Raw genomic sequence first — 12872 nt, 5'->3', positions numbered from 1 at the left:
TCCTAAAACAAAACTACAACTTGCAAAGCCAAGCTGGCGTAGTCGTGGTGGCCAGCCGGCATACGGTTTACTGCGCAGTAGGCTGCCGGTTCACGCGGCGCCAGACGGGCAGTTGCTCGTCAACGGCGCCTTGGTAGGGCTGGCTGAAGTCCTGCAGGCTCGCCAAGGCGTCTTCCGCGGAGCGATCGGCGCGGATCAGGTAGCTGTTGAAGCCGCAGCGCTTGAGGAAGAACAACTGGTCGCGTAGCACATCACCGAATGCGCGCAGGATGTTCTTGTAATGGTAGCGCGTGCGCAGCAGGTTGCCGATCGAGAAGATACGGCCGTCGGCGAAGCGTTCCACGTGCACGGCGATCAAGGGCAGGCTGTTGATGTCCTCGACCGAGCCGACCAGGTCTTCCAGCAGCTCATGGGTGTCGAGCCAGATGCCCAGCTCGCCTGCGGCATGGCGTGCCGCGAGTTCGGCCTTGCGTTCGCGCCATACGGCCAGCGGCACCAGTATCTTGCCGGTGGCTGGGATTTCGGTATTGGCGATCTGCTCGGCGGTGTGGCTGGCTTCGCCCGTGAGCTTGAACAGCACCACCTTGCCGGCCTGTTTCTTGACGACTTCTTCGCCGGCGGGCATTGTGACCAATGCCCATTCGTCCTCGACGATGGCATTGTTCAGGATCAGGTTGGACTGATGGTCAGGCATGAGCTACTTCCTTTTTCTTCTCGCCATAAACATGCGTCTTGAACGGGGCAACGCCAATGCGCCGCACCGTATCGATGAAGCGTTCCTCCGGGGTGCGCTCGCGCACATAGACATCGATCAGCTTCTGGATGACGCCGGGCATCTCTTCAGCCGCGAATGAGGGGCCGAGCACGCTGCCCAGGCTGGCATCGTTGCCTTGCTTGCCGCCTAGCGTGACCTGGTACCATTCGGAACCGTCCTTGTCCACGCCCAGAATGCCGATATGGCCCACATGGTGGTGGCCGCAGGCATTCATGCAACCCGAGATGTTCAGCTCGAGTTCGCCGATGTCGTAAACGTAGTCCAGATTGTCGAATTGCATCTGGATGGCCTCGGCAATCGGGATGCTCTTGGCATTCGCCAAGGCGCAGAAGTCGCCGCCGGGGCAGCAAATGATGTCGGTCAGCAGGCCGATATTGGCGGTAGCGAGGCCTGCTGCGCGCGCCTTGTCCCACAGCGGGAAAAGGTCGGACAGCTTGACGTCGGCCAGGATCAGGTTCTGCTCGTGAGAGGGACGTACCTCGCCGAAACTGTATTCGTCGGCAAAGTCCGCAACGATATGCATTTGCTCGGAGGTAATGTCGCCGGGCGGATTGCCATGCGTCTTGAGCGACAAGGTCACGGCGCGATAGCCAGGCTGTTTATGCGCATGAGTATTGCGCTTTACCCAGGCAGCGAATGCGGGGTTGCTCGCGACTGCGCTATCAAAGCCGGCGTCGTGTTCCGGCAGCGTTTCGTACGGCATTTGGGTGAAATACTTGCTCACGCGGGCGAGTTCGGACTCGGTGATGGTATTCGGGCTGTCCTTAAGGTATTGCCATTCCTCTTCCACCTGGCGGCGGAACTCTTCGATCCCTAGCGCCTTAACCAAGATCTTGATACGCGCCTTGTAGGCGTTGTCGCGACGGCCGTGCAGGTTGTAGACGCGGATGATGGCTTCGCAATAGGTCAATACATGCTGCCACTCCAAATGTTCGCGCACGACGGAGCCCAGGATGGGGGTACGGCCCAGGCCGCCGCCTACCCAGACGCGGACTGCCATCTTGTCTTCCTGGTCGCGATAGAACTCCAGGCCGATATCGTGCGCCTGGATCAAGGCGCGATCCTGCTTGGTGCCCGAGACTGCAATCTTGAACTTGCGCGGCAGCAGGGCGAATTCAGGGTGGAAAGTGCTCCATTGGCGGGCGATTTCGGCGATGGCGCGCGGGTCGACCACTTCGTCGGGCGCAACGCCGGCGAACTGGTCGGTGGTGATGTTGCGGATGCAATTGCCGGAAGTCTGGATGGCGTGCATTTGCACGGTGGCGAGCTCTGCCAGGATATCGGGTACGTCTTCCAGCTGGGGCCAGTTCAATTGCAGGTTTTGACGGGTGCTGAAGTGGCCATAGCCGCGGTCATAGCGCTTGGCGATGTCGCCGAGCTTGCGCAGTTGCCTGGAAGATAGCATTCCGTAAGGGACTGCGATACGCAGCATGGGGGCATGACGCTGGATGTACAAGCCGTTTTGCAGGCGCAGCGGACGGAACTCCTCGTCGGTCAGCTCGCCCGCGAGAAAGCGGCGAGTCTGGTCACGGTACTGTTTGACGCGCTCGTCTACGATGGCCTGGTCAATTTCGTCGTATTTATACATGAGCTCACTTTATGCTAGAACAAATTTCAAACCGATCAGCAAGAGGATCAATGCCAGGATCGGGCGTAATACTTTTTCCGGAATTTTGGCACTCAAATGGCTGCCAATCCAGATGCCTGGCAGCGAGCCGATCAGCAGGCTGCCGAGCAATACAAAATCCACGTGACCCAGCGTCCAATGCCCGATGCCTGCGATCGCAGTCAGCGGAATGGCGTGGGCGAGGTCGGTGCCCACGACTTTCAAGGTGCTCATCTTCGGGTAGAGCAGGAGGATGGCAATCGTGCCTAGCGCCCCCGCGCCCACTGAAGATAATGTCACCAGCGCTCCTAGTACGGCGCCAGTCAAGATAGTGGCAGCGACTTGTGTCGTGCCCGTGAAGCGGCCGGTGCTGATGGCACTTTGCTCGACTTCACGCTGCTTGTTGCGCATGATGACGCTGCGGATCAGCAGGGCACATGCGGTCAAAATCAGGGCAATACCCAGGGCATAGGTAATCAACCCGCCGATTTCCTTGCCCACGGCCATCAAGTGCTTGATGACGTAAATCGTGATGACCGATACCGGCAAGCTGCCAGCCGACAGCAACCCGACGACCTTCCAGTCGACTGACTTGTGAGTGCCATGATGCACCCAAACGCCGCCGGTCTTGGTTAGTGCCGCGAACAGCAAGTCGGTTCCAACTGCCACTACTGGCTTGAAGCCAAACAGGAATACCAGCAGAGGCGTCATCAACGAGCCGCCTCCCACTCCGGTAATGCCAACAAGAAAACCTACGGCAAAGCCGGAGAGAATGTATCCTATGTCCATGAGTTGATTGTTGTTTTTATCTGGGACGTCTGGTTGTCCAGTTAAAAAACCATGCCAGAAAAAGCCTTACATTATAACAGGTTAATTAAAATTTTTCATAGTATGTTATTCTATACATATGTGATTTTGTTATAAAACCAAGGCTGAATAAACACATGAAAATACATCAATTGCGGTACATTCGCGAAGTTGCCCGCCAGGGCTTGAGTGTATCCCTTGCGGCTGATGCCTTGCATACCTCCCAACCGGGGGTAAGCAAGCAGATCCAGCTGCTTGAGGACGAGTTGAGCCTGCAAATATTCAAGCGCAATGGCAAGAGGCTGATCGGCGTTACAGAACCGGGCCAAATTATACTGCAGTTGGCTGAACGCGTCATGATGGAGATGGACAACATCAAGCGCGTCGGCGATGAGTTTTCACATGAGGATTCCGGCACGCTGACCATTGCCACCACCCATACCCAGGCGCGTTATCGCCTGCCTGCGGCGGTGAAGGAGTTCATGCAGCGCTACCCCAAGGTCAAGCTGACCATCCACCAGGGCAACCCCACGCAAGTGGCTGAGCAGGTGCAGAAGGGGGAGGCCGATATCGGCATCGCAACCGAGTCCATCAGCAGCTTCACCGACCTGCTTTGCCTGCCTTGCTATCAATGGAACCGTTGCCTTGTGATGCCGCAGGGCCACCCCTTGCTGGCGGAACAGCCCATCACGCTCGAGAAAATCACGCGCTACCCCTTGATCACCTACGATTTCGCCTTCACCGGCGGCTCATTGGTAAGCAAGGTGTTCGAGAAGGCGGGCCTGAACCCGAACGTGGTATTGACCGCGATTGATGCCGACGTGATCAAGACCTACGTCAACCTCGGCCTGGGCATTGGCTTGCTTGCCAACATGGCGTACGACCCGCAGCGCGACAGCCACCTGGCGATGCTGGACGTGAGCGACCTGTTCCCGCCCAGCACGACTTATATCGGCTTGCGCCGCGACGCCTACCTGCGCGGGTATTCTTATGCGTTCATCGAATTGCTGGCGCCGCATTATCCTCGCAAGGCGGTGGAGGCTGAATTGAAGACCGGCTACAACGCGGCGGAACAATAAACGTTCATGCGGTGATTGCCGAGGTTGCCGCTGTGCATTTCTGGTATTGTTGAGCATCTGTTCAATTAATAGTTCTTTAGAGGTTGTATGAAACCGACTCCTTTAGCTAAAAGCGCGGATTTCCTCTACCTGCTGCCCAAAATGGCGAACCGCCACGGCTTGGTGGCAGGCGCGACAGGGACCGGCAAGACGGTAACGCTGCAAAGCATTGCTGAAAGCTTTTCGCGCATGGGCGTGCCGGTGTTCATGGCCGACGTCAAAGGCGATTTGGCCGGCATCAGCCAAGTGGGCGGCGGCAACGCCAAGATCGATGCGCGCGTCGCCCAGCTCGGCCTGACCGATTTCAGCTTTGCCGCCTGCCCGGTGACCTTGTGGGATGTCTTCGGCAAGCAAGGCCATCCGATCAGGACCACCATCGCCGAGATGGGGCCGTTGCTGCTCGGACGCATGCTCAACCTCAATGACGTGCAGTCCGGCGTGCTGACCGCCGTATTCAAGATTGCCGACGACCAGGGCTGGCTGCTGCTTGATCTCAAGGATTTGCGCGCCATGATCCAGCACGCGTCCGAAAATGCCGCCCAATACAGCGCGCAATACGGCAACATCTCCAGCGCCAGCGTGGGGGCGATCCAGCGCGCCCTGCTGCAGCTCGAACACGAGGGGGCGGACCAGCTTTTCGGCGAGCCGGCGTTGAACCTCGAAGACATGATCCAGACCGACCAAAAAGGCTGGGGCGTCGTGAATGTGCTGGCAGCCGATACCCTGTATAAGTCTCCGAGGGTGTATGCGACCTTGCTGCTGTGGCTGTTGTCCGAGCTGTTCGAGAAACTGCCGGAAGTAGGCGACCTGGAAAAACCCAAGCTGGCATTCTTCTTCGACGAGGCGCACTTGTTGTTCAACGATGCGCCCAAGTCTCTGCTCGACAAGATCGAGCAAGTCGTGCGCCTGATCCGCTCCAAAGGCGTGGGCGTGTATTTCGTCAGCCAGAATCCGCTCGATATTCCCGATGTCGTGCTCGGCCAATTGGGCAACCGCGTGCAGCACGCATTGCGCGCATTCACGCCGCGCGACCAGAAGGCGGTCAAGGCCGCGGCTGAAACCTTCCGCGCCAATCCCGCGGTGAAGGTCAGTGAAGTCATCACCGAGCTTGCCGTGGGCGAGGCATTGGTGTCATTCCTCGATGAGCAGGGCCGCCCGACCCCGGTCGAGCGTGCGTTCATCTGCCCTCCAGGCAGCCGTATCGGTGCCGTGACGCCGGTCGAGCGCGAGCAGCTCGTTAAGAGCTCCATCGTGTACGGTCACTATGAAAACAGCATAGACCGCGAGTCCGCCTATGAAATCCTCAAGGGCCGTGCCACGGAAACGCCCACTGAGCAACAGGAGGCCGACAAGGGCTTTGACTGGGGAGACTTGTTCGGCGGCAATGCAGAAAAGTCCGGCAAACCGTCCAGCCGCCAGGGAGTGCTGGAAACTGCCGCCAAGAGCGCCGCGCGCGCAATCGGCTCCGAGTTGGGGCGGCAGATATTGCGCGGGGTTCTGGGTTCCATTCTCGGGGGCAAGCGCCGCAAGTAACCGGCGGAATTAAGTATGCAGTGGTAAAGGTCGGGTAGTTTGCAGATCATCGTACAGCCAGGTCAGGCAGAACAGACCATCAATAAATCCCGTTTTGTCGCGATCGCGGAATATTGCGCAGATGAGCGTGCCGTCGGCATGTCGCTGCGCCGCTTGGCGGCAGCGCACCAGAGCGCACATCATCTCGCCTATGCGTTTCGCCTCAAGACGCCCCAAGGCATCGTGCAGCGCTTCAGCGATGCAGGCGAGCCGTCCGGCACGGCGGGCAAACCTGTGCTGCAATTCCTCGAGGGCCGCGATCTCATCAACGTCTGCGTCGGCGTGATTCGCTATTACGGCGGCATCAACCTCGGCACAGGCGGCCTCGTCCGCGCCTATGGCGGCACGGCAAAAATGGCGCTGGACACCGCGCAGATCGGCCCTTTCGTCGAAATGCAGAAAATTCGGATTGATCTGGATTACAAACAACTAGATAGCTTCGTGCGTGACATAGCTAGAATGAGTGGAGAGGTTTTGGATAAGGCGTTTGGTGAGCATGTAACGGTTATTGCGACCGTGCCGGTGAGTGAAATATCTAATTTGCAGCAGAGGTATGGGTAACCCTATATCACTCTTTTGATGAGTTTTCTCTTTCATTGCTGTCAAGATCTTAAACTACTACATTCTAATCAAGCCTAAATAATAAGCTCGCTAAAGGAGGGGAGTATGAAATTAAATAGTCTGAGTGAGGTATTTGAACGCCGTCTGTTGCGTATTCCTGATTACCAGCGAGGTTATGCCTGGAAGGAGCATCAAGTTGAAGACTTTTGGGAAGATATTCTTCAACTTGAAAATGATCGTATTCACTACACTGGAGTTATTACTCTGGAGCCTGTGAAGTCCAGCTTTTATCAGAAGTGGGAAAAAGATCTTTGGCTAATCGAAGGTGTAGGTTACAGGCCATTTTATGTGGTAGATGGGCAACAACGGCTTACTACATCAATGATCCTTCTCCAAGCTATATTGGAGTCGGTTCCAGAAGGTACCGAGCTAAACTATAAATCGATCGCCTCGATTCGCAAAGATTTCATATTTTATGAAGCGGATAATAAGCTGCAACAAAGCTTTATCTTCGGCTACGAAAAAGATAATCCTAGTGATGAGTACATGAAAACCAAAATATTCGGTGAGTATTCTGGTTCTAATCAGTTTGTGGAAACACTTTACACCCGTAATCTTAGCTTTGCTAAACAATACTTCAAAGACCGCTTAAAAAAGATTTCTGTGGATGAAGTTGCTTTGATATATAAAAAGTTAACTCAGAAACTGAAGTTCAATTTGTATGAAATCGATGAAGAAATTGATGTTTTTGTTACGTTTGAAACAATGAATAATCGCGGGAAGCCATTAACTAGTTTAGAGCTTCTAAAAAATAGACTTATTTATCTGTCAACTTTGTTCAAAGATAACGATGGGCGAGAGCAGCTTAGGATAAATATTAATGATGCATGGAAAACCATGTATGAATATTTAGGTAAGAATCCAGACACACCATTGAACGATGATCTTTTCCTCCGCAATCATTGGACAATGTATTTTAAATACACTCGTGAAAAAGGGGATGATTACATTAAATTTTTGTTGGATGAAAAATTCAATGCAAGAAATGTAACACATCCAAAATTGCCAAGTGATGAGCTAAAAATTGAAGAAATATCAGACTATGTAAGAAGCCTGCAAAAATCAATTATTTACTGGTTTTACATTCATAATCCTTACTACACACAGTCTAGTGAGTTGACAGACTCTCAGCGAATTTGGCTTGATAGGCTTGATCGCCTGAGTTTCAGGTCATTTAAACCGTTAATTCTCTCAGCTTTTGTTTCTGCACAAGATCCAGATCAGATTACAGCGTTATTAAAATCTGCTGAGCGATATAACTTTACTTTATTTAATCTAAGCCAGAGGAGGGCCAATACTGGTGACACTGAGTTTTTCAGTATGTCACGGGATCTACTAACAGGCGATAAAAGTATCGTAGAGGTTCTGGAGTCCATTAATCGCTGGATTGAAAAGTATTACGATCCTAACAAGTTTTTGGCGCAGATTAAAGAAAAGTACGATCTTGATAGATATGGTTTCTATCATTGGGATGGGATTCGATACTTTTTGTTTGAGCACGAACAATGGCTTAGAGAGAAGGGTCGGCATGCTACTGGCAAACTTTCATGGGAAGTTTTGAAATCGAATAAAAAAGATCATGTGACACTTGAACATATATTTCCACAGACACCCGATGATGTTTATTGGAGGAAGCACTTTGATCATTTGGGAGTGGAGGAAAAGCGTTATCTAACACATTCTTTGGGCAATTTGCTTCCGCTATCGCGTTCAAAGAACTCTGCGCTACAAAATGATGCCTTTCCTAACAAGGTTAATAATGGTGATGGTGTTGGTTATTACAATGGGTCAGTGTCAGAAAACGAAGTGGCTCAGTGTTTAGAGTGGACGCCAACCAAAATTCTCGAGCGGGGTTTGGACTTGCTGAGCTTTATGGAGCAACGGTGGGGTATTGTGTTAGGCGATTCTGAATTTAAAGTACAGCTACTTCAGCTTGCTAACATCAACTTTTCAGATTCGGAATATCTATCATAAATATCAGCAAGTGCAGGGTTTATAATCAATAGGGTATTGCACCTAATAAGCAATAATTATTCCTCGATGTAGACCAGAGAATTAAGAATCTGACTCAAAAAAACAACTCCACGTATTTATATGTATATGTGGAGTTGTTTTTTTTTATATCTGCAATTAGACAGCTGTTGTTAATTTATTACTGCGCTGGTGCTGGCTCTGCGACGAAAATCTCCACGCGGCGGTTCTTGGCGCGGTTGGCTGGCGTGTCGTTGGCAACCAAGGGTTCGTGCGAGCCGCGGCCGTCAATGGTGAAGCGGTTGGCGGCGATGCCGCGCGCGGTGAGGTAGTCGCGGGTATTGGCAGCGCGGTTCACGGACAATGGGTTGTTGATGGAGTCGGAGCCGGTGTTGTCGGTGTGGCCGATGATGGTGACCAGGGTGCTGGGGTTGTTTTTCAGCGTGGTCGCGAAATTATCCAGCACGCTACGGAAATTGGGCTGGATATCGGCCTTGCCGGAGGCGAAGGAGATGTCGCTGGGGATGTTCAGCTTGAGCTGGTTGTCTTCGGTTTGGGAGACTTGCACGCCAGTGCCTTGCGTGGCTTCTTCCATCTGGCGTTTCTGCTCTTCCATGCGTTTGGACCAGACGTTGCCGGCGATGGCGCCAGCGCCTGCGCCGACGGCGGCGCCAATGGCAGCGCCCTTGCCCTTACCCGCAATCGCGCCTACCACTGCGCCGGTGCCGGCGCCGATAGCGGCGCCCTTGGCGGTGCCTTTCTGCGTTTCAGACATGTTGGCACATCCACCCAGTGCGAGAGTGGCAATCATAGCGCTTATAGTGAGTTTTGTTTTCATGATTTTCCTTTGATTGTGGATAACGCAACGGTTTTTTGAGTAGCTTAAATGCTCATAAGTTCGCTGCGCATACAGTTTGCAATTGTTAATGATCTGCACAGCCCATATGAAAAAAGCCCGGCCAATGGCACGGGCTTGGATGCTGCCAGTAGACAAGGTTATTGCTTGAATACCAGGATTTCACCCTTGCCGTCGTTGGCGATGTCGCCGGCATAGCGCTGCACGCGGTTCTGGCTGATCGCGGCGAACTTGCTCGGCAGGTTGCGGAACGACTTGAACATCAGGCTGAGGAAGGGCAGGGTGTGGGTGCCGCAGTCCTGCAAGGTGGCATGCAGCTTGGGTTCCTGGTTCAGCAGCAATGTGCCGCGGCGCATGCCGTAGCCCACATATTCGCCGACGTTGCCCAGCACGCCGATGGTGCCTGCCAGCATGCGCGAGGCGAGGTATGAGCCGGCGTTGCCCTCGATGAGGATGATGCCGCGGCGCATCTGGTCGCCTGCGCGCTCGCCGACGTTGCCGCTGATGAGCACGATGCCGCCCTTCATGCCCTTGCGGTCACCGGGCAGCGCTGCGGCGAGGAAGTCGCCGACATTGCCCTTGACCTCGATCAGGCCGCCCGCCAATCCGCTGGCAAGGAAGGCGTCGGCATCGCCGTTGAGCACGATGAGGCCGTTGCGCATCTGCAGGCCGAGATAGGAGCCAGCGCCGCCGTTGACGGTGATGCGGCCCGACTTCATCTGGCTGCCGATGAAGTCCAGTTTGCCGTTGGCGTTGTTGAAGACGATGTTTGCGGCATCGTTGCCCGAAATGTCGAACAGGCTGTCCGCACGCAGTTTCTCGCGGCCGCTATCAAGCAGGATGGCACCGATGTCCGCCAGGCTTTTGCCTGCCAGGTTATCGGGGGTGAGCGGGGACAGGTCGACCCGTTGCTGCAATGTTGTCTTGAGAGTGAAGGTCAAAGCGCTCATGCCATGATCTCCCTTAGTTTGAAGTGGTAGGGTCCGAGTTTGCCGCCGTAGTTGCCGGCGGAGATACGCTTGATGCCGTTCTTGGCGCCGAGCTCGCATGCGGCGGCGATGCCGGCGCGCATGGCGACGCGGATGTCGGGGTCGGTGAGGCCGTCGATGACGATTTCCATCACCGATTCGATCTCAGGCGAAAGCTCGGTCTTGGTGATGCCCTTGAGCGTGGGGCAGAACGCATCATTGGTCGATGCGATCAATGCCTTGTACTTGGAGCCGACCTTGGAGCCGGAGCGCACCACGCCGCCGGGGAACGGCATGATGACGTTGGGCACCTTGCTCATGGCGTCGATTGCGGCTTCGCATGCGGCGAGCGCTTGCGGCTGGGATTCCGCTAGGATCAGAAAGTTGCCGCCGCCCACGGAGCGGATCATGCCGGTGCTTTCCTCGGTGAGGAATTCGCCGTCCATCACCGGTACGCGCCAGTAGCGCTTGCCGTTGAACACCTTGGAAATCTGGAAGCCGTCGCCGAAAAACCGCAGGTTTTTGCCGAGGTTGATCTTGGTGATTTCTGGATAGCCTTCATCAATGCCGGAAAATGCCGCGGCAGTTGGACAGGTCAGCACGCACTGGCCCATGCGGGTTTCGAGCTGCTTGATCAATACCGCGCTGCTCATCGCGAACATGAGGATGGAGACGCCCGGGCGGCCGTCCGGGGTTTCTTCCGGGGCCAGCTCGCGCTCGATGCCTGCTTCCACGCCGCAGGCAATTACCGAGGTGGCGAAGCCGGTCATGGCGCGCGCTGCGTTGTAAGCCCAGCGCAGGTTTTGCGCGGTGATGATGACACGGGTGCCGCGCATGCCGAAGGCTTCGGCAAAGGTATCGTCTATGGTTACGCCGTTGATAATCATTATGCTGTCTTCTCCCTGCGACCCTTGGCTTCCTGAACAATCACCTTGCCGCGGCCGCCGTCTTCAAGCTCGGCGGCGTTGACCTTGTAGTTTTCCATGTTCATGGTGTGATAGCGGTCGAAATATTGCTTGAGATCCTTTTCAATGCTGCGGTCGAAATCCGGTTTGACCGTATGCGTGCTGCCCCAGGTGACCTTGACCACCTGGCCGTCCCTGACCACCAGTTCGCCGTCCTTGAACACATAGTCAGGCTTGGAGAACATGGCTTCGCGATCCGGATTATCGGTGTAGACCGTGATGTCGGCGGCACCGCCAACGCCGAGATGGCCGCGGTCGTGCAGGCCGACCAGCTTGGCCGCTCCGGCACGCGTCATGACGGCGATTTCGTACAGGCTGTATTCGCGGTCGATCGAGGTCAGCGTGCTCATGGCCTGGGCATCCAGGTTGAGCTTGGTGAACATGTCGTTGCGGAAGCTCTTGTCCATCAGCAGGCGGATCAGGTGCGGATAGCTGGTGAAAGGCGCGCCGTTCGGGTGGTCGGTGGTAAGGAAGATGCGCCATGGGTCTTCCGTCAGCAGGAAGATTTCCAGGCCGATCGCCCATTGCAAGGCGTTGACGAAGTTCTTGTCCTTGTACTTGAACGGCACCACGCCGCAGCCGGAATCGCACTCGATGTCCATGAGCACGGCCTTGTTCGGGTGCGCATGGCCGGAATTGGCATACTGGCGCATGGTGTCGCCGGAGGCGGTGACGGTCTGGCCGAACAGGATCTGGCCGACGTCTGCGGATACGTTCTTGTGCTTGTTCAACGCCTCGGCTACGGCGGCAGCGCCGGAGGAGAACTTGCGGTCGCCCTCGGTGCCGTAGCTGTGGAACTGGATATGCGTGAGGTGGACCGGGTAGCCTTCCACCGCGCCCATGGTCTTGAGCGTGGTCTCGACGTTGCCGGGCACGCCCAGGTTGTTGCCATGCACATGCAGCGGATGGGCGATGCCCAGCTCGTAGACCGCGCGGGTCAGCGCTTGCAGCACTTCGCGCGGCGTCACCTGGTAATGCACATTCTCCTCGTCCAGGTTCAATGCGCGCTGGTTGAACTTGAAGGCGTTAATGCCGCCCGGGTTCACCACCTTGATGCCGATGGCTTGCGTCGCGTGCAGTATCCACGCGACGTAGTCGTTGATCGCGTTCTGGTCCTTCTTCGCGGCGAGCATGCGCAGGAAATAGTCGTCGCTGCCGAGCATGGCGTAGCCGCCCTTGTCCAGGATGGGGATGTCGCACATTTCCAGGTGCGACTGGCGCGCATTGACCGGGGAGAGCGCCGGCTCGAAGCCTGCGGTGTAACCCATTTCCGCGTAGCGGTAGCCGGTGTTCAATGTCGAGGGGGCTGCATGGCCGCATCCGGCGCGGCAGGCGGCCGTATGCGTGGTGGCGGAGCTGCGGTGGTCCTCGGGCAGCATCAGGCGGGCGATATTGACCTTGCCGCCGCCGATGTGGGTATGCATGTCGATCGCGCCCGCCATGACCACTTTGCCGCGCAGGTCGTATTCCTGGTCTATGGTGTCGTTGTCGCCCGGGCGGTCGATGATGCGGCCGTCGCGGACGTAGATGTCCATGACCTTGCCGTCGATCTGGTGCGCAGGGTCGTAGACCCGGCCACCTGTCAGTTTAATCAGCATGTTTCTGGTTCCTTG

Annotated in this window: 11 protein-coding genes; 4 read left to right on the top strand and 7 right to left on the bottom strand. The window is 55.6% G+C overall.

Annotated elements, in window-relative coordinates:
* Positions 1–67: 67 nt before the first annotated feature.
* From ACW4YW_RS11190 to ACW4YW_RS11180, 3 genes are read right to left on the bottom strand one after another with little or no spacing between them, the layout of a single operon-like run.
* Positions 68–694, bottom strand: a complete 627-nt coding sequence (locus ACW4YW_RS11190) for a DUF934 domain-containing protein (RefSeq protein ID WP_309565492.1) — start codon at positions 692–694, stop codon at positions 68–70.
* Complete coding sequence (locus tag ACW4YW_RS11185; protein WP_457137615.1) at positions 687–2363, bottom strand: nitrite/sulfite reductase; 1677 nt, start codon at positions 2361–2363, stop codon at positions 687–689. Before ACW4YW_RS11185 ends, ACW4YW_RS11190 begins: the two co-directional genes overlap by 8 nt.
* Positions 2364–2372: 9 nt before the next feature.
* On the bottom strand, positions 2373–3170 hold the full coding sequence (locus ACW4YW_RS11180) for a sulfite exporter TauE/SafE family protein (RefSeq protein ID WP_457137614.1): 798 nt from the start codon (positions 3168–3170) through the stop codon (positions 2373–2375).
* Between the two features lie 155 nt (positions 3171–3325).
* Here ACW4YW_RS11180 and ACW4YW_RS11175 point away from each other — a divergent pair, with 155 nt between their 5' ends.
* The 4 genes from ACW4YW_RS11175 to ACW4YW_RS11160 all read left to right on the top strand — a co-directional run bounded on the left by ACW4YW_RS11175 (position 3326) and on the right by ACW4YW_RS11160 (position 8473).
* Entirely contained in the window at positions 3326–4267 is a 942-nt protein-coding gene (locus tag ACW4YW_RS11175; RefSeq protein WP_457137613.1) for a CysB family HTH-type transcriptional regulator, read from the top strand.
* A gap of 87 nt (positions 4268–4354) precedes the next feature.
* Positions 4355–5839: a helicase HerA-like domain-containing protein gene (locus tag ACW4YW_RS11170; RefSeq protein WP_457137612.1), complete on the top strand. Its 1485-nt coding sequence runs from the start codon at positions 4355–4357 to the stop codon at positions 5837–5839.
* Between the two features lie 39 nt (positions 5840–5878).
* Positions 5879–6439: an IMPACT family protein gene (locus tag ACW4YW_RS11165; RefSeq protein ID WP_457137611.1), complete on the top strand. Its 561-nt coding sequence runs from the start codon at positions 5879–5881 to the stop codon at positions 6437–6439.
* A gap of 105 nt (positions 6440–6544) precedes the next feature.
* Positions 6545–8473, top strand: a complete 1929-nt coding sequence (locus tag ACW4YW_RS11160; protein ID WP_457137610.1) for a DUF262 domain-containing protein — start codon at positions 6545–6547, stop codon at positions 8471–8473.
* 178 nt (positions 8474–8651) lie between these two features.
* Here ACW4YW_RS11160 and ACW4YW_RS11155 read toward each other — a convergent pair whose 3' ends face one another.
* From ACW4YW_RS11155 to ACW4YW_RS11140, 4 genes are all read right to left on the bottom strand, one after another.
* Positions 8652–9308, bottom strand: coding sequence for an OmpA family protein (locus ACW4YW_RS11155; protein WP_457137609.1), 657 nt, complete (start codon positions 9306–9308; stop codon positions 8652–8654).
* Positions 9309–9466: 158 nt separating this feature from the next.
* Positions 9467–10276 carry a formylmethanofuran dehydrogenase subunit C gene (locus ACW4YW_RS11150; protein WP_457137608.1) on the bottom strand — a complete coding sequence of 270 codons (810 nt, stop codon included), beginning with the start codon at positions 10274–10276 and terminating at the stop codon, positions 9467–9469.
* Positions 10273–11181, bottom strand: a complete 909-nt coding sequence (gene fhcD / locus ACW4YW_RS11145; RefSeq protein WP_457137607.1) for a formylmethanofuran--tetrahydromethanopterin N-formyltransferase — start codon at positions 11179–11181, stop codon at positions 10273–10275. The genes ACW4YW_RS11150 and fhcD overlap by 4 nt, the downstream gene beginning before the upstream one ends.
* The gene (locus ACW4YW_RS11140; RefSeq protein ID WP_457137606.1) at positions 11181–12857 is read right to left on the bottom strand and encodes a formylmethanofuran dehydrogenase subunit A; all 1677 of its coding nucleotides are present in this window, start codon (positions 12855–12857) and stop codon (positions 11181–11183) included. The genes fhcD and ACW4YW_RS11140 overlap by 1 nt, the downstream gene beginning before the upstream one ends.
* Positions 12858–12872: the final 15 nt, after the last annotated feature.

The organism is Methylobacillus pratensis (assembly GCF_054072455.1).
This window is presented reverse-complemented; position numbering and strand designations above follow the sequence as displayed.

Excerpts from the sequence above, each read along its gene's own strand:
- ACW4YW_RS11190 (WP_309565492.1), bottom strand. The coding sequence starts at position 694 with ATGCCTGACCATCAGTCCAACCTGATCCTGAACAATGCCATCGTCGAG.
- ACW4YW_RS11185 (WP_457137615.1), bottom strand. The coding sequence starts at position 2,363 with ATGTATAAATACGACGAAATTGACCAGGCCATCGTAGACGAGCGCGTC.
- ACW4YW_RS11180 (WP_457137614.1), bottom strand. The coding sequence starts at position 3,170 with ATGGACATAGGATACATTCTCTCCGGCTTTGCCGTAGGTTTTCTTGTT.
- ACW4YW_RS11175 (WP_457137613.1), top strand. The coding sequence starts at position 3,326 with ATGAAAATACATCAATTGCGGTACATTCGCGAAGTTGCCCGCCAGGGC.
- ACW4YW_RS11170 (WP_457137612.1), top strand. The coding sequence starts at position 4,355 with ATGAAACCGACTCCTTTAGCTAAAAGCGCGGATTTCCTCTACCTGCTG.
- ACW4YW_RS11160 (WP_457137610.1), top strand. The coding sequence starts at position 6,545 with ATGAAATTAAATAGTCTGAGTGAGGTATTTGAACGCCGTCTGTTGCGT.
- ACW4YW_RS11155 (WP_457137609.1), bottom strand. The coding sequence starts at position 9,308 with ATGAAAACAAAACTCACTATAAGCGCTATGATTGCCACTCTCGCACTG.
- ACW4YW_RS11150 (WP_457137608.1), bottom strand. The coding sequence starts at position 10,276 with ATGAGCGCTTTGACCTTCACTCTCAAGACAACATTGCAGCAACGGGTC.
- fhcD (WP_457137607.1), bottom strand. The coding sequence starts at position 11,181 with ATGATTATCAACGGCGTAACCATAGACGATACCTTTGCCGAAGCCTTC.
- ACW4YW_RS11140 (WP_457137606.1), bottom strand. The coding sequence starts at position 12,857 with ATGCTGATTAAACTGACAGGTGGCCGGGTCTACGACCCTGCGCACCAG.